Genomic DNA, 18,031 nt, shown 5'->3' with positions numbered 1-18,031 from the left:
GTTGTACGAACTTCTTTACAAAAAATTTACATTTATTCCAGTAAAAATTTGTTAAAATAAATATAACTAAATTATATTGAGAAAGCTTTAGGGGGAAGTGTAAAGGGGATATGGAAGTGATGAAAAATAGTCTTATAAACTTGAATGATACAGCCTATTATAACAATCGTGAATTAAGCTGGCTTGCCTTTAATGAACGAGTATTACAAGAAGCACAAGATGACAGTAATCCATTACTAGAGAGATTAAAGTTTATTAGTATCTTCAGCTCAAATTTAGATGAATTTTTCATGGTGCGTGTTGCAGGATTAAAAGATCAGGTGAAAGCTGGATTTAATCAACCGGAAAATAAAGCGGGACTAACGCCAAAAAAACAATTAGAAAAAATTTCGTATAAGGCACATGAATTAATGCAAGTGCAGTATGATACTTATCAAAATGTTCTTCTTCCTGCACTGCAGGAAGAAGGAATCGAACAATTGTCGTTTCATGATTTAACGAAAGAACAACGAGAATTTATTGAAGAATATTTTGATGAGCAAATTTTCCCTGTGTTAACACCTGTAGCAATTGATGCGTATCGACCGTTTCCTATGTTATTAAATAAAAGCCTAAATTTAGCTGCTATATTATATGACGAAAGACAAACAGTAGAAGAAAACCGGACAAAGCTTGGCATTGTTCAAGTACCATCATTATTAGAACGTTTTATTTTTTTACCAAATGAAGATAAGAAGCAAAAATTTATTTTTTTAGAAGACGTGATTAGTAACTTTACTCATAAATTATTTACTGGATACACAGTATCCTCTGTTACGCGTTTTCGAATTACACGTAATGCAGATTTAACAATTCATGAGGAAGGCGCACGCGATTTATTGAAAGTCATTGAGAAAGAATTAAAAAAACGAAAATGGGGAGCGGCGGTTCGTTTAGAAGTTGGAATGGATAATTTAGATGAACGAGTATTGTCTCTATTATACGAAGTGTTAGAAGTGAAAGATGAGGATGTATATATGATTGGGGGCCCGCTTGATTTAACATGTTTATTTGTGCTCTATAAAAAGTTAGCATCTACATATGAACATCTCAGCTATCCTGCATTTATTCCGCAGCCACCTCAAGATTTAGATGATGCAGAAGATATATTTGAAAAAGTGTTAGAACAAGATATTCTATTGCATCATCCGTTTGAGTCATTTCATCCTGTCATTGACTTTGTAGCAGAGGCAGCTGAAGATCCAGATGTATTAGCAATTAAACAAACACTATATCGTGTAAGTGGGGATTCCCCTGTTATTCAAGCATTAAAAACAGCTGCAGAAAATGGGAAGCAAGTGACAGTACTTGTGGAATTAAAGGCACGTTTTGATGAAGAAAATAATGTCCAATGGGCAAAAGAATTAGAAAAAGCAGGTTGTCATGTGATTTATGGTGTTAGCCATTTAAAGACACATAGTAAAATTACGCTTGTTGTAAGGCGGAAGCACGGGAAAATTGAGCGATTTGTTCATTTAGGAACAGGGAACTATAATGATGCAACAGCGAAACTATATACTGACTTTGGATATATTACATCACGCAAAGATTTCGGAATTGATGCAACAAACTTTTTTAACTATTTAAGTGGATATACGATGAAACCACACTTTCATCAATTATCCGTTGCCCCGTTTGATATTCGTCAGCAATTTAGTGAACTCATTGATGAAGAGATCCGCTATCATAAACAATACGGAAATGGCTATATTATAGCGAAAATGAATTCGTTAACAGATAAGCCGCTCATTCAAAAATTATACGAAGCATCGCAAGCTGGTGTAAAAGTGGACCTCATTGTGAGAGGGATTTGCTGTTTACGTCCTCAAATCTTAGGTGTAAGTGATAATATTCGTGTTATTAGTTTAGTAGGGCGTTATTTAGAGCATAGTCGTATTTATTATTTTCACCATAATGGCGAGGAAAAAATATTTTTATCTTCAGCCGATTGGATGACGCGTAATATGGAAAAACGTGTAGAAATTTCATTTCCTATTTTAGGACTTGATATGAAAACACGAATTAAAGATGTTTTACAACTTATTTTAGATGATAATGTAAAATCTCGTGAACAAAATGAACGCGGTGAATATCATTATGTGGTAAGGGACCTTATCGAAAATATTGAAAGTCAAGTGCAACTCTTTCAAATGGCATATGTACACACCGAAGAGGAATAAAGTAAAATGAGAATTCTCTATAAATATAAAAGAAAACGATATAAAAACGCCTTTTCCTTTTAGGGGGAGGCCATGCATAGAAGCGGTCAGGACCTTTTCCTACCACATGCGAGGCTTAAAACAAAGGAAGAAAGCAAGTAGCGGTCATGTTGGGTTCTGCATAGCCGCAGGAGCTAGACAAAGATGCCGAAAAATGAAAATGGATATATTTGTACGTAATGGAATAAGAGATACATAGAGAAAAAGGCCTCGATTTGAGGCCTTTTTTACATAGTAGTTTCTACTTACATTAATAATAGAATGGTGTTGGACAAGGAGGGCCGTAGCAAGGGTAAAATGGAGGTGGATAGTATGGTCTAGGCCCAAATGCCAGTGCCCCGCCGAGTAACCCGCCTGCAAGACCGGCTAAAAAAGGAAATCCAAAAAACGGTATGAATCGTGAATTTCCGATTGGACCAACTGGAACTGAACGGAATGGAAATGGCTGATATTGTGGATACATGTTAAAACCTCCTTCAATGAACTCATTGTTATCATATGGGGAAAAAGCGTGAAAGAGCGAGTACAAGAGAGAATGATGCAGAAAATAGGCGAAAAACATTCTTATATTATGTCGATTGTAAAGTGAAGAGTGTAATTTCCGGCTTTGCTAAAAATCGAAATGGTATACGTGTTGTTCCAATGCCTCGATTTACATACAATAACAATTCATACTTTTTCTTAATATGATAAAAACCTTCAATATAGTGCTTTGCCAGTGTAGGAGTAATAATGGCACCAAAGAAAGGGAGTTGCACTTGTCCACCGTGACTGTGTCCAGAAAGTTGTAAATTAATAGGGAAATTTGCAATATGCGATGCAACATCTGGTTCATGTACGAGAACAATCGTATAAAGATGATCTTGCGCTTGTTTTAAGATACCATGTATATCAGGGTTTCCGAGCATAATATCGTCAATACCGAAAATAGAAATTTCACTTCCATCTAGTAGACGAATGCGTTTTTCAGCATTTTGTAATACTTCAAATCCGGATTGCTTCATGATGTGACTATAGTATTCTGTTCCGTAACCACCATGATCGTGATTACCGAAAATAGCAAATTTACCGAGCGGGGCATGAATCGTTTGTAGAATTGACGATACAAATGGAGTACCTTCATATGTTTGATAATCATCGATTAAGTCCCCAGTAAAGAATACGATGTCGGGTTTTTTTTCATTTATTTTTGCAACTACTTTAGAAAGCTGCTGCAGTGAGTAATAATACCCTAAATGTAAATCGCTAAATTGAACAATTTTAATGCCGTTAAATCCATGTGGGATAAGTGGAGAGTGAAGTGTGTGATTCGTAAAAGAGAGAAGGGATGGTTCTATAAACTTTGCATAATAGTAACCTGTACCAGTCGTTATACACGTATATAATAGTGTACGAATGCCTTTTTTTATAAAGTTTCTTCTTGTTATTTGATTCATATTCATATGAGCGAGATGATAGAAAATGATAATAGTAGAAAGATATGATCGTTAGAATAAGTCGCTGCGTATCTTCTCTCCTTTCGTAAATTAATAGTGTATTTTATTAAAAGATATCAGAAAAATTTAAATTTATAAAGAATTCTGTTGTATAAAGTGATAAAATGAATATGTATTCATTTTAGGGAGGGGAAATTATGAAAGAAAAAGTAGTTGTAATTACAGGTGGTTCAAGTGGAATGGGAAAAGGAATGGCAACTCGTTTTGCAAAAGAAGGAGCGCGAGTTGTAATTACAGGACGTACACTAGAAAAGTTAGAAGAGGCTAAGAAAGAAATTGAACAATTTGAAGGACAAGTATTACCTGTACAAATGGATGTACGTAATATTGAGGATATAAAAGGAATGATTGAAAAAATCGATAAAGAATTTGGACGCATCGATGTACTTGTAAATAATGCTGCGGGAAATTTTCTTTGTCATGCTGAAGACTTATCGCCAAATGGTTGGAATTCGGTTATTAACATCGTGTTAAATGGGACATTTTATTGCAGTCAATCTATCGGTAAATACTGGATTGAAAAAGGGATAAAAGGAACAATTATTAATATGGTTGCAACTTATGCATGGGATGCAGGTCCAGGTGTTATTCATTCTGCAGCAGCAAAAGCGGGTGTATTAGCGATGACGAGAACGCTTGCTGTTGAGTGGGGACGTAAATATGGAATTCGTGTAAATGCAATTGCTCCAGGGCCAATTGAACGTACAGGGGGAGCTGATAAGTTATGGATATCTGAAGAAGCAGCGAAGCGTACATTACATAGCGTACCACTTGGCAGACTTGGTACACCTGAAGAAATTGCTGGCCTTGCTTTTTATTTATGCTCTGAAGAAGCAGCGTACATAAATGGAGCTTGTATTACAATGGATGGTGGTCAACATTTGCATCAATATCCGTTTTAAGTGAGGGGTTAATTGTGACAGAATTGTGACATATGGAAAGAGGGGCTTTACAAGAAAACTGTTTATAAGGTATATTTAATATCTCTTTTTTCTTCATAGTAGAATTGCTAATTCCCCTTAGCATTTTACCCCTCTAATCCCTTCAGGAAACTGAAGGGATTTTTTTTATTATTTTTTCTACATAACATGTTATAATCTTGAAAAGTAAAGGGGGGAGCGCTATGGTAGATGCATTAGATGTGATGAGTAATTTGGATAAAGTCCTTCCTTATTATCAAGCTATTTTTAGTGCGGATGAACATACTGTAATTGGATATGAAGTAGTAGGACGTATTCAAACAGAAGAAGGGATTCACAGTCTTGCTACATTTTTTCATGATGATTCGATTCCACATGAATTTCAACTTGAGGTAGATAATGTCATTTTAGGAAAAGCATTGGATCGGTATTTGGAAACAGATCAATCATTTTTATTATTTGTGCATCGTAATGCCCATGTATTAATGAGCGATGAAAGTGAAAGTTTATTGGAGTTATTATTAACGTATGAGAAAAAAGGACTATGTTTAAATCGTATTGTATTAGAAACAACAGAACATGATTTTAAAGAAGATATTGAACAGTTTAACCATTTGCTTATGTATTACCGTACATATGGTATTCAAGTTGCGATTAATAAAGTAGGAACAGGCACAAGTAATCTCGAACGAATTAGTATATTAACTCCCGATATTCTAAAAGTAGATTTAACAAACTTACGTCAAACGGCGTTGTTACAATCGTACCAGGATATTTTGTATTCGTTATCACTCTTGGCGAGACGCATTGGAGCAACATTATTGTATGAAGATATTGATGCATTCTATCAGTTGCAATATGCGTGGAAAAATGGAGGGAGATATTACCAAGGGGATTATTTGAAAGAATTTTTGCCTAATTTTATTGATAAAGACATTTTGAAAGAGCGCCTTGGCAATGAGTGTCATCAATTTATTCAGCGTGAAAAACGAAAATTACAAAAGGTTTATGAATTGACAGAAACGCTTCGAGAATATGTTGGGAATGTATTAGCAAAACAGAGAAAAATAGAAGATTTTAATAAATGGCTAATGAATTTTAGTCAACAAGTAACACATTGTAGCTTTCGTATTTTTATTTGTAATGAAGACGGATTTCAAAAATCAGGCAATGTAATGAAGAAAGACGGGGAATGGGTGTTAATGCCAGAGTATTATATGAAAAATTGGAGCTGGCGTCCGTACTTTTTAGAAAACATTATGAAGCTACGCGTTGAGCAAAAGGGAAGATTGTCTGATTTATATGGAGATCTTGAAACTAGTGAATTGGTTCGGACTTTTTCATTTCCTATTGATGATGAGCATTATTTATTTATTGATTTATCTTATGAATTTTTATATGAAGAAGATGTTTTATTGTAATGCACGAAATATTTCGTGCATTTTTTTGTTTGTTTTTATCATAAATTGGTAATAGTGACAACTATGATAAGAATGATGTCTATCGTTGTAAACATTTTACGAACGATAGTTACTTTTTTTATGCATAATCATTGCTACAATGAATAGTAGAAGGATAAGCTCTTTTTACAGGGAGGGTGCGAAAATGAGGAAATACGGGATTTGGATTGTGCTATTTCTTTTCGTTGCATTTGTAATTGGACAAGGTGTGACAACGGTTCTTGGAAAAGAAGAAACAAAAATTGATCAAAATGAAATATTTGTAACGATTCAAAAGGGATATGAAGCGCAGTTTGCTATTCGTGGTAAGCGACTATCAATGGATAAAATGTATGATACATTATCTCCTTATTTCACGGATAACTTCCTTCAAGTTTTTACGGATGAAAATAATCAGGATGTGAAACGGAGTGCTCAATATTTATTACCGGCTAAAGAAGCACCATTTACTTTTTCGTCAAATACAAAAATTGTATACAATGAGGAGCATAATTTGTTATATGTGTATGAACGTAATATAAAAACGGATGAGTATCAAATTATAACACTGCAAAAAAATGGTGATAAATGGAAATTGGCGGGTTATCATGAAAATAAGCAGCTATTATCTGAAATTAAAAAATACGAAAAAGAGTAAAGAGAAACTCTTGTCATTGAGGGACCATCCTAAAATGACAAGAGTTTCATCGTATCGTCTCCATTTTTGTGTCTTTAAAGTGTTGAGGATAAATTTCACCATTTGTGGATAGGAAAAAGTGACGTACATACTGTCACTTTTTTTATTGTTCTAATCCTAAAAGTTGTTGTAATTCTTCAATTTGAAATCCTGCTACAACTTTTCCGTCTACAACAACAGTTGGCGTTGAATAGGAATCATAATCATAAAGAAGACGATTGCGAGCAGCAGTATCTTTTTTGACATCATATTCTGTAAAAGCAACATGATTATGTTTTAAAAATTCTTTAATAATTTGGCATGGTGGGCAATTAGGTTGTGTGTATATATCTACTTTCTTCATGTACTTCCTCCTCTTCAGCTCATTTTTATTATATTCTCGTATAAAAAAAACTTCAATAAAGCAAAATTTGTATTAACATGGCGACTTTTTTATTGAATATGAATTAAATAACCCTTATTTATCTCTATTCATAATATTGATGATATGTGGATTTATCTTGATTTTTCGACATAAGGATTGCTGCTAAGTAGAAAAAGGGTGCCCTTACTTGCTATGTCTCTTTGTTTTTGCATCGCATGTGGCCTGATTGCTTCTATACATGGCTAGATAAAAAGAATGTTTTTTGTCGTTTTTTAATGTGAATATATATAATTTTTTTTGTTAAATGTGTAAAAAAAGTAGTAGAAGTGTGTATTTCGGCTTTTTGTATGTTTTTTCGACAAATTTTAGTTGAGTTTCTTGCTCATAAGCATTATCCTAGGGTGTGGGACATTTTTTCAGTTATGACGGATAGAATGAGTATTGCTGTAAAACCTATTCGTAGGAACATTAGAGAAAGGGGAGATTTCATGTCTCTGCTCCAAGGAATTTTAACTCGTCTTGTTAGCCTAAAAGAACAAGCTGAAAGCGGCGAAGTAGCACAACGCTATTTTGAAGTGAACGGTGAACGCAAGTGTAGCGTAAAATATTTTGATAAAAGCGATATGTACGAGCTAGAAGTGTATCAACAAGGAGAAAAACCACAAGTATATCAATTCGATAATATTGATATGGTTGCAATCGAAATTTACGATATTCTTTCTTGATACATAAAAAGAAGGTGCCTCAAAAAAATGAAGGCACCTTCTTTTTTTTGTGATGAATAAGATTCACTCTCTGACCCTAAACTGATAACGCATTCTACAGAGTGTAGTATTCATTAATTGCACTCTTATGGACAGGTAACCTTAAGATAGAGTCCTGCTCATAAACAGTGACATAAAGAGGTGAGAAAAGTGGAAAAAATGCCTATTGTTGTATGTCCAAAATGTCATAAACAGTCAGAGATTACACATGTGTTAACAGCGCAGTCTAATCAAAATGTTATTTTCAAATGTCCGTTTTGTACATATTTAATACGGAATATCGAAACGAGCAAAGGATAAGTAAGTCATATTTTATTACTTTGTCCCATACAATGATAATACGAAAGTCTGTCTATGAGAAGGGACGTGACTGTATGGGCGGAGAATATCAATTTTACAACTTATCAGAGCGACACATGAGTTTCGAAACTGTATTTTTAAGAATTTGTCATTTTATTCAAAGTGCACCGCGCAACATGTATCGATTATCAATTGGAACAGATTCACAAGTACATCATAATAATACACGTTTTATTACAGCTATTCATTTGCATCGCGTTGGAAAAGGAGCTTGGGGGTGTTTATACCACCAAATGATAAAGCGAAAGCCCCCAAGTTTACGGGAAAAAATTTATTTGGAAACACAATTTAGTCAAGAGATTGCTTATTTATTTACCCCTGATCGCATACAACAACTTTGGGATATTCTTTATCCATACCGTGAAGAAGGTGCTGAATTTGTTATGGAGATTCATTTGGATATTGGAAAATATGGTTTAACGAGAGAGTTTATTGCGGATATGACAAATAAAATTACAGCAATGGGATTAACACCTAAAATTAAGCCTGATGCATATGCGGCGTTTAGCTATGCAAATCGGTACACGAAATGATTTTCCGTGCTGAATTTTCAGTCTATTAAATAAAAGGAATATTATATATAATAAATAATTAGGACGGTTGAATAAGGGGAGGAGAAAATGAGTAGAGAAATTGATTTAACGAAAGAGGAACAAAACTTATTGTTAGATGTGTTGTTCCGGCAAAATTATGCGAGTGAAATACTTTCCGTTGAACTTTCTGATATCGAAAACGGGCGAAAGAAAACAGACGTATCTCATTATAAACAAGTTACAAACTTATTTGCTCGTCTGAAGAATGAAGGATATTAAGGCTGCCAGAAAGGTGGTCTTTTCTTTTGTTTCTATGGTAAAATGAACTGTGATCAAAATAAGAAAATAAGGACAGATAATAATATGTAAACGCTGTCATAAACTAAAAATAGAAATGAGAAAGTAAAACATTACTTGAACGAATTGTTTTTTACGATTGGTTTACAATTGCTACTTGTTAGAATGAGTTAAAGTGGGGGATATCAATATGATTAGCATTCCAAAAGAAGAGTTTCAGCAAGTTATTGTAAAGGATTTAATGATTTCATCGGAAAAAGTAGCACATGTTCAAATTGGAAATAGTCTAGAGCACGCTTTACTTGTTTTAGTGAAATCTGGTTATTCAGCAATTCCAGTATTAGATCCGATGTACAAATTACATGGATTAGTAAGTACAGCGATGATTTTGGACGGTATATTAGGCCTAGAGCGAATTGAATTTGAAAAATTAGAGGATATGAAAGTAGAAAGTGTGATGAAAGGAGATATTCCACGCCTTAAGTTACAGGATTCATTTTCAAAGGCACTAGAGATGACAATTGATCATCCATTTGTATGTGTTGAAAATGAGGAAGGGTGTTTTGAAGGGATTTTGACGCGTCGTGCGATTTTAAAATTACTAAATAAAACAGTGAGACGATTTAATCGATAATGTTGGAAAAGGCGACTTCAACTGAAAGAAGAAGTCGCTTTTATCGTTTAGTTGTAACGAAAGAAGGGGAAAATATTGCAAATTGATGATTTTCATATGATGGTTATCTTAGCGCAAGAGTTAAATATGCGAAAGGCCTCGGAGCGCTTATTTGTATCACAACCAGCGCTTAGTCAAAGGCTTCAATCGATGGAAAAACAATGGGGGATGAAATTTTTTATTCGCTCTCAAAAAGGATTAACGATTACACCAGAAGGCGAAAAAGTAGCGAATTATGCTAAAGATATGTTGGAAAGAGAGGAAGCGATTAAGAGTGAACTAGCAACTTTCCAAACGGAAACATATGGAACTTTAAAGATTGCTGTTGCTTCTGTCATTGGGCAATATTGGTTGCCACCAGTTTTAAAGATGTTTGTACAAAAGTATCCATTCGTCAAAATTTCTCTCTTTACAGGCTGGAGTAGTGAAGTGCAAAATCACTTTTACGAAGGTGATGTTCATGTAGCGATTTTACGAGGGACACAAGAATATAAAGGTTATAAGCAACAGTTATTTGAAGATGAGTTGTATTTAGTCGATACAGAAATTAAGGATATTTCCATGTTAAAAGATACCAATAGGCCGTTCATTCAATTTAAAAGTGATTCAACATATTATGGACAAATTCAAAATTGGTGGTATGGTTTATTTTCTAATCCCCCTAAACGTACGATTGTTGTCGATCAAATTGAAACGTGTAAACAACTTGTTTTAAATGGTATTGGTTATGCTCTTTTACCGTCTACTGTTTTAAGGGAAGTAAGAGAAAAGACATATAAAACCCCAGTACAGCTGACGAGAGAAACGTGGTTATTAACAAGTGAATCGGCTAGACAATTGAAACAAGTACAGGCGTTTTTAGATATTATTGAAGAAATTCAAGCAGGAAAATAAGATTATTTTCTTGCGAGGAGTCTTTTCGTTTGGTAGAGTAACAGTATAAATGGATTTAGGAGGCAACAAGCATGAAAATGATGGATGCAAACGAGATTATCTCGTTTATTCAAAAAAGTGAGAAGAAAACTCCTGTAAAGGTATACATAAAAGGGGATTTAAAAGAAATTACATTCCCTGAAACAGTACAAGCGTTTGTAAATAAAAAATCAGGCGTATTATTCGGGGAATGGTCTGAAATTAAGACAATCCTTGAAGAAAATAAAAAACATGTTGCAGATTACGTTGTAGAAAATGATCGCCGTAACTCTGCAATCCCAATGCTTGACTTAAAAGGCATTAAAGCACGTATTGAACCAGGTGCTATTATTCGTGATCAGGTTGAAATTGGTGATAATGCAGTTATTATGATGAACGCAACAATTAACATTGGTGCTGTAATTGGTGAAGGTTCAATGATTGACATGAACGCAGTGCTTGGTGGACGTGCAACAGTAGGTAAGAACTGTCACGTTGGAGCAGGAGCTGTCCTTGCAGGCGTTATCGAGCCGCCATCTGCAAAACCAGTTATCGTTGAAGATGATGTTGTAATTGGTGCAAACGTAGTAGTTCTAGAAGGTGTTACAGTAGGTAAAGGTGCAGTTGTTGCAGCGGGTGCAGTTGTAACAGAAGACGTACCACCATACACAGTTGTTGCAGGAACACCAGCACGCGTTATTAAGGAAATTGACGAAAAAACTAAAGCGAAAACAGAAATTAAACAAGAGCTTCGTCAATTAAATCCAGAAGAATAAAAAAGAAAGCGTAAGGGCTTGTAGGCTCTTACGCTTTTTATCAATGGTGGTGAAATGATGATAAATAAATTTATTCAAATGCGCAGAGATTTACATCAAATTCCAGAGATTGGTTTTCAAGAATGGAAAACACAGCAATATATTTTAAATTATATAAATACCCTTCCAAGTGAGTATATGGAAGTAAAGACTTGGAAAACTGGTGTCATTGTAAAAATACATGGTCGTAATCCAGAAAAAACAATTGGTTATCGCGCTGATATTGACGGACTTCCAATTACAGAAGAGACAGGATATGAATTTTCCTCACTACATGAAGGGATGATGCATGCATGCGGACATGATATCCATACGACAATTGGCCTTGGGTTATTAACAGCTTTTGTTACAGAGCGAATTGACGATGACCTCGTGTTTATTTTTCAACCAGCTGAGGAAGGACCGGGTGGTGCTCTTCCGTTATTACAAAGTGAGGAATTACAAGTATGGAAACCAGATATGATTTTGGGACTCCATATTGCACCAGAATATCCAGTAGGGTCAATTGCGACAAAAGAGGGATTGCTTTTTGCGAATACATCCGAGCTCTACATTGATTTGAAAGGGAAAGGTGGACATGCAGCATATCCGCATACAGCGAACGATATGATTGTTGCCGCAAGCCATCTTGTTACGCAACTACAATCTGTTATTAGTCGCAATGTGAATCCGCTCGATAGTGCAGTTATTACAATCGGGAAAATTACTGGTGGAACAGTACAAAATATTATTGCGGAAAAGGCTCGTTTAGAAGGAACGATTCGTACATTATCTGTTGAATCTATGAAACGAGTAAAGGGGCGGATTGAAGCAATTGTTGCTGGAATCGAAACGTCTTTTGGGTGTACAGCGCAGATTGATTACGGAGCGATGTATCATCAAGTGTATAATGATGAAACGTTAACGAAGGAATTCATGGCGTTTACGGATCAACATACAGATATGAATGTTATCACTTGCACAGAAGCGATGACAGGAGAGGATTTTGGATATATGCTGCGTGAGATCCCGGGTTTAATGTTTTGGCTTGGTGTTGAATCTGAATACGGTCTACATCATGCAAAATTACAGCCAGATGAATCAGCAATTGAAAAAGCGATAATATTTTTAACAACATACGTAAAATGGAAAGGGAACAGGGCGTAATGCTTGTTCCTTTTTTTGTATAAGAAAATTTGTATAAATAGTGCGATTTTTTTGAAATTCTAGCACAATGCTTTATAATGGTAGATGGGAGAAGGAGTTGATAGTTAGTTTATTTATAATAACTATTAAATGATATTGACTAAAAACTATTTTTCCTATATAATAGAAAAGTATACAAAAATAACTAAAAATTAACGGAGGTTGGTACATATGACAGAACGTATGGTAGCAAAACAAGCTCCACGCTTTGAGATGGATGCTGTTATGCCAAACAAAGAATTTGGTAAAGTAAGCCTTGAAGAGATTATGAAACAAGACAAATGGACAGTGCTTTTCTTCTATCCAATGGATTTCACTTTCGTATGTCCAACAGAAATTATCGCACTTTCTGATCGTTATGATGAGTTCGAAGATTTAGATGCAGAAGTTATTGGTGTATCAACTGATACAATCCATACTCATTTAGCATGGATTAACACTGACCGTACGAAAAATGGTTTAGGCGAGTTAAACTATCCATTAGCTGCTGATACAAATCATGCAGTATCTCGTGATTATGGTGTATTACTTGAAGAAGAAGGAATCGCACTTCGTGGTCTATTCATTATTAGCCCAGAAGGCGAATTAATGTATCAAGTTGTCCATCATAACAACATTGGACGGGAAGTTGACGAAGTACTCCGTGTTCTTCAAGCACTTCAAACTGGCGGACTTTGCCCTGCAAACTGGAAACCAGGTCAAGAAACTTTAAACGTTTAATTTTTGAATAAGTGAACAAGGTCTAGCAAATTGTTGTTAGACCTTTCTCTACATAATATAAGGAGGAAATGTTATGAAATTACGTGAACCAATGCCTTCCTTAGAAGGAGCAACGACTGTGCTAAATGGAGAAGTAGTCAAGGAATCGCTAATTGGCGATAAACCAACATTGATTCATTTTTGGTCTGTTAGCTGTCATTTATGTAAAGAAGCCATGCCGAGTATTAATGAATTCCGTGATAACTATAAAGATAAATTAAATGTAATTGCTGTACATATGCCGCGTTCAGAAGAAGATTTAGATCTTGAAAACGTGAAAGCAGTAGCAGCGGAGCACGGAATTGTACAACCTATTTTGGTAGACAATCAGCATGCGATTACAGACTCTTTTGAAAATCAATATGTACCAGCATATTACGTGTTTGATAAAAACGGTGTATTGCGTCATTTCCAAGCGGGCGGTAGTGGTATGCAAATGTTAACAAAACGAGTAAATCGCGTTCTTGATGAAGCTGAAAAAACAGCTGAATAAAGGAAAACCTCCCTTGAACGGGGAGGTTTTTTAGTTTACATTTTATATGAAAATTGTGTAAAATCAATATGGTACATAGAGAAAAAAAGGTAGGGGATAGTGTGCAAATCGTAAGTACTATATTGTGTTTCTTTTTATATACATATGTAATTGTAGCAGCAATTTATTTTGGTGTTAGTTTTTATACATATTGTTTAGCGAAAAAAGAAAACCATACGAACACATATGAGTGGGTGAGAGAGTATTTATCACCTGTTGCAGAAATTATGAATGCATTTGCTTTATTTTTATTTGTTGGTTTAATCGCTTTTTCAACGAGCTTAGTTGGAAATAAAATGACTTTATTTATCCTTGGGGCCATTATTTTTATGTTGTTAGGAATTCGAATTGGTAATATGGTCTTTTGGAATAAGAAGTTGGTGGAAGGATATACTGGCCTATGTATTCCAGGGCTGTTAGCTGCAATCGTTACTAATATAGAGCATGAGTATTATCAGCTTCATTTTTGGTTAATTATTATTTTAACGATTGTATCGGTCTTATATATAAGTGCGACTTTTTTAACATATTGCGCATATAAACGAAAAGACAGGAATGCGATATTACTCTTTCGAAAGTGGGCTTTATTTTGGAGCGTTCAAACGATGATTGTTATAGGAGCAATTGCTATTGTTATGAACGGGTTTGAGATTGTAGGATGGCAAAAGATGATGGAAACGTGGTGGGTGTTTATTGTTTCATTTGCTGGTTTTTTAGGAGCAACTCATTATTTATTTCATCAGCATCACTATCAGCTTGCGATATTATTTGCTTTTATAAATTTATTATTTGCTTTTTTTGGACAAGAAACATTAATGTTTGTATTTCAAACGTTCAGTTCATTTGGAAATATATTCATTTTTGGTATGTTAATATGCATGCTAGCTTTTTATTTACAGCAATTTTTTTATATTCAAAAACAAAAATAAAAACGGACAGACAATCATTACAGCATTTGTTACGTAAAACTACTAAGTTTAAGTATGTAGTGAATATAGAATGGTAACTGTTGGTGAAACTTCCATCATTAGGAATGAAAAGACAATGATGGAAGTTTCACTTTATAAAATATGCTACAATGATAGTGGATTATGGTGTATAAGGTCCAAAGCCTTCACATCAAGTTTTTGAAGAGTTAAAGAAGATAGGTGGAAGATAAAGAAATTCCACTGATAAAAGTTTCATTTGATATGATTTAATATTACTGGAGGAGTTTGTGTGGGTACGAAGGAAAAAGAATTTGCTGTTATTGGTCTTGGTCGATTTGGTGGGAGTATTTGTAGAGAATTAGCGCAATTAGGAATGGAAGTTATGGCGATTGATATGGATGAAGATCGTGTAAATGAGTTTGCAAATATTGCATCTCATGCTGTAATTGCGGATTCTACAGATGAGATGGTATTAAAAAGTCTTGGAATTCGAAATTTTGAGCATGTAGTGATTGCAATTGGGGATAATATTCAATCAAGTATTTTAACAACCCTTATCTTGAAAGAGCTAGGTGTGAAAAATATTACTGTAAAAGCACAAAATGATTATCATGAAAAAGTTCTTCGGAAAATTGGAGCGGATCAAATTGTTCACCCTGAGCGCGATATGGGGAAAAGAATCGCCAATAATATTGCCTCAAGTAGCGTTTTGGACTATTTAGAGCTTTCAGATGAGCATAGTATTGTTGAGATTATTGCGAACGAAAAGATTGATGGTCATTCATTGATTGAATTAGACATTCGTGCGAAGTTTGGATTAAACATTGTAGCAATTAAGCGTGGGAAGGAAGTTCTTGTTTCACCGCGTGCGACAGAAAATATTCAAAAGGGAGACATTTTAATTGTAATTGGTCACGATAATGATGTAGACCGTTTCGAAATATTTTTAGCGAAATAATAAAAAGGACAATGCCGGCAAAGCGGCATTGTCCTTTTTATTTAAATTTCCATAATGATTGGTAAAATCATTGGTCGACGTTTCGTTTTTTCATATAAGAATGGAGCCAATGTATCTGTAATTTCATTTTTGATTTCAGACCACTGTGTTGTTTTGCGCTCCATTACTTTTTCTAAATGAGTTGTAATTAATGTTTGTGCATCGTTAATTAAATCGCTACTTTCGCGCATATAAACGAATCCACGAGAAATGATATCTGGCCCAGCCGCTACTTGGAAATCCTTCATATCGATGCTAACAACAACGATAACAAGTCCCTCTTCTGAAAGAATGCGACGATCGCGAAGTACAATGTTACCGATATCGCCGATGCCATTTCCATCGATATAGACAGAACCAGACGGAATCTTTCCTGCGATTGCTGCTTCATCTTCACGAAGTGCAAGTACGTCACCATTATCGATTATAAAGCAATTTTCATCGGGGATACCACAATCGTTTGCTAATTTTGCATGCATTCGTTGCATACGGTATTCACCGTGAATTGGCATGAAATATTTTGGTTTAATAAGACGTAACATTAGTTTCTGTTCTTCTTGTCCACCGTGTCCACTTGTATGAATATCAGTCAATGGTCCGTGAATAACTTCAGCACCTGCACGATATAACATGTTAATGGTACGGCTTACACTTACCGTGTTTCCTGGGATTGGAGACGAAGAAAAGACTACAGTATCACCTGGAATAATTTGAATTTGACGGTGTGTACCGTTAGCGATGCGAGATAATGCAGCCATCGGTTCCCCTTGACTCCCTGTACATAAAATCACAACCTGATTTGCTGGTATGCGATTTAACTGCGAGGATTCAATAATTGTATCTTTCGGACAGCGAATATAGCCAAGATTTTGTCCGATTTCCATTGCAGCTTCCATACTTCGACCAAAAACAGCAATTTTCCGATTGTTTGCTACTGCAGCTTCGACAACTTGTTGCAGTCGATGAATATTAGAAGCAAATGTTGCAAATATAATACGGCCTTCTACTTTACGGAAAATATCCTGGATGCTGTCACCAACGCGGCGCTCAGACATCGTAAAGTGAGGGACTTCGCTATTCGTGCTATCAGATAGCAGGCAAAGGACACCTTCTTTTCCGATTTCAGCCATCTTCGTTAAGTTTGCTGGCTCACCAACTGGTGTAAAATCAAATTTGAAATCTCCTGTATGCACAATCTGTCCTTGCGGTGTTTTCACAACGATACCATATGAATCAGGAATACTATGTGTTGTACGGAAGAAGGAAACGGATGTTTTTTTGAACTTAATCACGTCGTCTTCTTTAATTTCATGCAATTGTGCTTTTCGCAGTAATCCGTGCTCTTCTAACTTGTTTTTAATCAGTCCGAGTGCTAGTTTCCCGCCGTAAATTGGAATATTTACTTGGCGCAATAAATAAGGAATCCCGCCGATATGATCTTCGTGACCATGTGTAATAATGAGTCCTTTAATTTTTTCTTCATTACGTACGAGATACGTGTAGTCAGGGATGACATAATCAATCCCAAGAAGTTCGTCTTCTGGAAATTTGATTCCAGCATCAATAATAATAATTTCATCTTGAAATTGAACAGCATATGTATTTTTGCCGATTTCACCGAGTCCGCCAAGCGCGAAAACAGCAGTTTGGTCATTTTTTAGGAATTTCATAAATTAAACGTTCTCCGCTAATTTGAAATCTGCATATTGCTTTTCGTATTCAAGATGAGCACCAGTAACAGACTGGATAAACTCAATATTATATGCGAACTTGTGTAATTTTGTGCGAACTTCTCTTTCAGACCCAGCTTCTAGATATAGCACCTTAGTATTTTCACGTACAGGTACTTCTAGCATTTTTTCTTGATAAAATACTTTAAAAATCATTAAAACAATCTCTCCTTGTCTATGTTTTAGGCTATCTTTTAACTATTATAAAGCAAACGGTTATGATTTTCATGTTTTTTCGCATAAGAGTGAAGAAAAAAGCCCGGAATGGGCATGATTTAAGCAATTGTTTTTTTTCGAAGCAAATCGTTCCAATATACTTTTAATTTTTTCTTCAGTTTCTTCAGCACGGTTGTCCCTTCCTTTCTTTGCTC

21 protein-coding genes are annotated in these 18,031 nt (G+C 35.1%); 16 read left to right on the top strand and 5 right to left on the bottom strand.

What is annotated here, in order from left to right; all coding sequences use genetic code 11:
- Nucleotides 1-110: 110 nt before the first annotated feature.
- Nucleotides 111-2,219, top strand: coding sequence for an RNA degradosome polyphosphate kinase (locus BR72_RS01175; protein ID WP_035429255.1), 2,109 nt, complete (start codon nt 111-113; stop codon nt 2,217-2,219).
- Nucleotides 2,220-2,508: 289 nt separating this feature from the next.
- On the opposite strand, the gene BR72_RS01170 is transcribed toward BR72_RS01175, so the two are convergent.
- Nucleotides 2,509-2,721 (bottom strand): hypothetical protein, encoded by a 213-nt coding sequence (locus tag BR72_RS01170; protein WP_035429253.1) that lies wholly within the window; start codon nt 2,719-2,721, stop codon nt 2,509-2,511.
- A 106-nt stretch (nt 2,722-2,827) separates the two neighbouring features.
- The gene (locus BR72_RS01165) at nt 2,828-3,694 is read right to left on the bottom strand and encodes a metallophosphoesterase (protein WP_035429251.1); all 867 of its coding nucleotides are present in this window, start codon (nt 3,692-3,694) and stop codon (nt 2,828-2,830) included.
- Between the two features lie 197 nt (nt 3,695-3,891).
- Between BR72_RS01165 and fadH the strand changes: the two genes are divergently transcribed.
- The 3 genes from fadH to BR72_RS01150 all read left to right on the top strand — a co-directional run bounded on the left by fadH (nt 3,892) and on the right by BR72_RS01150 (nt 6,771).
- A complete protein-coding gene (fadH, locus tag BR72_RS01160) occupies nt 3,892-4,656 on the top strand; it encodes a 2,4-dienoyl-CoA reductase (RefSeq protein ID WP_035429250.1) in 765 nt (254 codons plus the stop codon).
- 221 nt (nt 4,657-4,877) lie between these two features.
- Nucleotides 4,878-6,095, top strand: coding sequence for an EAL domain-containing protein (locus BR72_RS01155; RefSeq protein ID WP_035429248.1), 1,218 nt, complete (start codon nt 4,878-4,880; stop codon nt 6,093-6,095).
- 184 nt (nt 6,096-6,279) lie between these two features.
- Nucleotides 6,280-6,771 carry a DUF3993 domain-containing protein gene (locus tag BR72_RS01150; RefSeq protein WP_035429246.1) on the top strand — a complete coding sequence of 164 codons (492 nt, stop codon included), beginning with the start codon at nt 6,280-6,282 and terminating at the stop codon, nt 6,769-6,771.
- Nucleotides 6,772-6,913: 142 nt separating this feature from the next.
- Here BR72_RS01150 and BR72_RS01145 read toward each other — a convergent pair whose 3' ends face one another.
- Nucleotides 6,914-7,153 carry a glutaredoxin domain-containing protein gene (locus BR72_RS01145; protein ID WP_035429245.1) on the bottom strand — a complete coding sequence of 80 codons (240 nt, stop codon included), beginning with the start codon at nt 7,151-7,153 and terminating at the stop codon, nt 6,914-6,916.
- A 509-nt stretch (nt 7,154-7,662) separates the two neighbouring features.
- Between BR72_RS01145 and BR72_RS01140 the strand changes: the two genes are divergently transcribed.
- The 12 genes from BR72_RS01140 to BR72_RS01090 all read left to right on the top strand — a co-directional run bounded on the left by BR72_RS01140 (nt 7,663) and on the right by BR72_RS01090 (nt 15,891).
- Nucleotides 7,663-7,899, top strand: coding sequence for a YkuJ family protein (locus tag BR72_RS01140; protein ID WP_020059327.1), 237 nt, complete (start codon nt 7,663-7,665; stop codon nt 7,897-7,899).
- A 189-nt stretch (nt 7,900-8,088) separates the two neighbouring features.
- On the top strand, nt 8,089-8,238 hold the full coding sequence (locus BR72_RS26185; RefSeq protein WP_090994623.1) for a hypothetical protein: 150 nt from the start codon (nt 8,089-8,091) through the stop codon (nt 8,236-8,238).
- Between the two features lie 74 nt (nt 8,239-8,312).
- Entirely contained in the window at nt 8,313-8,831 is a 519-nt protein-coding gene (locus BR72_RS01135) for a ribonuclease H-like YkuK family protein (RefSeq protein ID WP_035429244.1), read from the top strand.
- 87 nt (nt 8,832-8,918) lie between these two features.
- Complete coding sequence (abbA, locus tag BR72_RS01130; protein ID WP_035429243.1) at nt 8,919-9,110, top strand: antirepressor AbbA; 192 nt, start codon at nt 8,919-8,921, stop codon at nt 9,108-9,110.
- A gap of 208 nt (nt 9,111-9,318) precedes the next feature.
- The gene (cbpB, locus tag BR72_RS01125) at nt 9,319-9,762 is read left to right on the top strand and encodes a cyclic-di-AMP-binding protein CbpB (protein WP_035429242.1); all 444 of its coding nucleotides are present in this window, start codon (nt 9,319-9,321) and stop codon (nt 9,760-9,762) included.
- Between the two features lie 96 nt (nt 9,763-9,858).
- A complete protein-coding gene (locus BR72_RS01120; protein WP_090994990.1) occupies nt 9,859-10,695 on the top strand; it encodes a LysR family transcriptional regulator in 837 nt (278 codons plus the stop codon).
- Nucleotides 10,696-10,766: 71 nt separating this feature from the next.
- The gene (gene dapD, locus BR72_RS01115) at nt 10,767-11,489 is read left to right on the top strand and encodes a 2,3,4,5-tetrahydropyridine-2,6-dicarboxylate N-acetyltransferase (RefSeq protein WP_035429240.1); all 723 of its coding nucleotides are present in this window, start codon (nt 10,767-10,769) and stop codon (nt 11,487-11,489) included.
- 54 nt (nt 11,490-11,543) lie between these two features.
- Nucleotides 11,544-12,674, top strand: a complete 1,131-nt coding sequence (locus tag BR72_RS01110; protein WP_035429239.1) for an N-acetyldiaminopimelate deacetylase — start codon at nt 11,544-11,546, stop codon at nt 12,672-12,674.
- Between the two features lie 210 nt (nt 12,675-12,884).
- Nucleotides 12,885-13,433, top strand: a complete 549-nt coding sequence (locus BR72_RS01105; RefSeq protein WP_035429238.1) for a peroxiredoxin — start codon at nt 12,885-12,887, stop codon at nt 13,431-13,433.
- A 73-nt stretch (nt 13,434-13,506) separates the two neighbouring features.
- Nucleotides 13,507-13,965 (top strand): TlpA disulfide reductase family protein, encoded by a 459-nt coding sequence (locus BR72_RS01100; RefSeq protein ID WP_035429237.1) that lies wholly within the window; start codon nt 13,507-13,509, stop codon nt 13,963-13,965.
- Between the two features lie 101 nt (nt 13,966-14,066).
- The gene (locus tag BR72_RS01095) at nt 14,067-14,933 is read left to right on the top strand and encodes a cytochrome c oxidase assembly protein (RefSeq protein ID WP_035429236.1); all 867 of its coding nucleotides are present in this window, start codon (nt 14,067-14,069) and stop codon (nt 14,931-14,933) included.
- Nucleotides 14,934-15,222: 289 nt separating this feature from the next.
- Nucleotides 15,223-15,891, top strand: coding sequence for a potassium channel family protein (locus BR72_RS01090; protein WP_035429234.1), 669 nt, complete (start codon nt 15,223-15,225; stop codon nt 15,889-15,891).
- Between the two features lie 41 nt (nt 15,892-15,932).
- On the opposite strand, the gene rnjA is transcribed toward BR72_RS01090, so the two are convergent.
- Together rnjA and BR72_RS01080 are read right to left on the bottom strand one after the other, a co-directional pair.
- A complete protein-coding gene (gene rnjA, locus BR72_RS01085; RefSeq protein ID WP_035429233.1) occupies nt 15,933-17,600 on the bottom strand; it encodes a ribonuclease J1 in 1,668 nt (555 codons plus the stop codon).
- Nucleotides 17,601-17,603: 3 nt separating this feature from the next.
- On the bottom strand, nt 17,604-17,816 hold the full coding sequence (locus BR72_RS01080) for a DNA-dependent RNA polymerase subunit epsilon (protein ID WP_035429230.1): 213 nt from the start codon (nt 17,814-17,816) through the stop codon (nt 17,604-17,606).
- Nucleotides 17,817-18,031 lie beyond the last annotated feature (215 nt).

Source organism: Bacillus sp. UNC322MFChir4.1 (assembly GCF_000746135.1).
Taxonomy (GTDB): domain Bacteria; phylum Bacillota; class Bacilli; order Bacillales; family Bacillaceae_G; genus Bacillus_A.
Note: the sequence above shows the minus strand (reverse complement) of the source record. Positions and strands in the feature narration are given on the sequence as shown.

What these genes read in the sequence shown, in the direction of transcription:
- dapD (WP_035429240.1), top strand. Translation starts at nt 10,767, where the DNA reads ATGAAAATGATGGATGCAAACGAGATTATCTCGTTTATTCAAAAAAGT.
- BR72_RS01155 (WP_035429248.1), top strand. Translation starts at nt 4,878, where the DNA reads ATGGTAGATGCATTAGATGTGATGAGTAATTTGGATAAAGTCCTTCCT.
- BR72_RS01170 (WP_035429253.1), bottom strand. Translation starts at nt 2,721, where the DNA reads ATGTATCCACAATATCAGCCATTTCCATTCCGTTCAGTTCCAGTTGGT.
- BR72_RS01100 (WP_035429237.1), top strand. Translation starts at nt 13,507, where the DNA reads ATGAAATTACGTGAACCAATGCCTTCCTTAGAAGGAGCAACGACTGTG.
- BR72_RS01120 (WP_090994990.1), top strand. Translation starts at nt 9,859, where the DNA reads ATGATGGTTATCTTAGCGCAAGAGTTAAATATGCGAAAGGCCTCGGAG.
- BR72_RS01105 (WP_035429238.1), top strand. Translation starts at nt 12,885, where the DNA reads ATGACAGAACGTATGGTAGCAAAACAAGCTCCACGCTTTGAGATGGAT.
- BR72_RS01135 (WP_035429244.1), top strand. Translation starts at nt 8,313, where the DNA reads ATGGGCGGAGAATATCAATTTTACAACTTATCAGAGCGACACATGAGT.
- BR72_RS01150 (WP_035429246.1), top strand. Translation starts at nt 6,280, where the DNA reads ATGAGGAAATACGGGATTTGGATTGTGCTATTTCTTTTCGTTGCATTT.
- BR72_RS01140 (WP_020059327.1), top strand. Translation starts at nt 7,663, where the DNA reads ATGTCTCTGCTCCAAGGAATTTTAACTCGTCTTGTTAGCCTAAAAGAA.
- BR72_RS01110 (WP_035429239.1), top strand. Translation starts at nt 11,544, where the DNA reads ATGATGATAAATAAATTTATTCAAATGCGCAGAGATTTACATCAAATT.
- BR72_RS01165 (WP_035429251.1), bottom strand. Translation starts at nt 3,694, where the DNA reads ATGAATCAAATAACAAGAAGAAACTTTATAAAAAAAGGCATTCGTACA.
- fadH (WP_035429250.1), top strand. Translation starts at nt 3,892, where the DNA reads ATGAAAGAAAAAGTAGTTGTAATTACAGGTGGTTCAAGTGGAATGGGA.
- cbpB (WP_035429242.1), top strand. Translation starts at nt 9,319, where the DNA reads ATGATTAGCATTCCAAAAGAAGAGTTTCAGCAAGTTATTGTAAAGGAT.
- rnjA (WP_035429233.1), bottom strand. Translation starts at nt 17,600, where the DNA reads ATGAAATTCCTAAAAAATGACCAAACTGCTGTTTTCGCGCTTGGCGGA.
- BR72_RS01080 (WP_035429230.1), bottom strand. Translation starts at nt 17,816, where the DNA reads ATGATTTTTAAAGTATTTTATCAAGAAAAAATGCTAGAAGTACCTGTA.
- BR72_RS01145 (WP_035429245.1), bottom strand. Translation starts at nt 7,153, where the DNA reads ATGAAGAAAGTAGATATATACACACAACCTAATTGCCCACCATGCCAA.
- abbA (WP_035429243.1), top strand. Translation starts at nt 8,919, where the DNA reads ATGAGTAGAGAAATTGATTTAACGAAAGAGGAACAAAACTTATTGTTA.
- BR72_RS01175 (WP_035429255.1), top strand. Translation starts at nt 111, where the DNA reads ATGGAAGTGATGAAAAATAGTCTTATAAACTTGAATGATACAGCCTAT.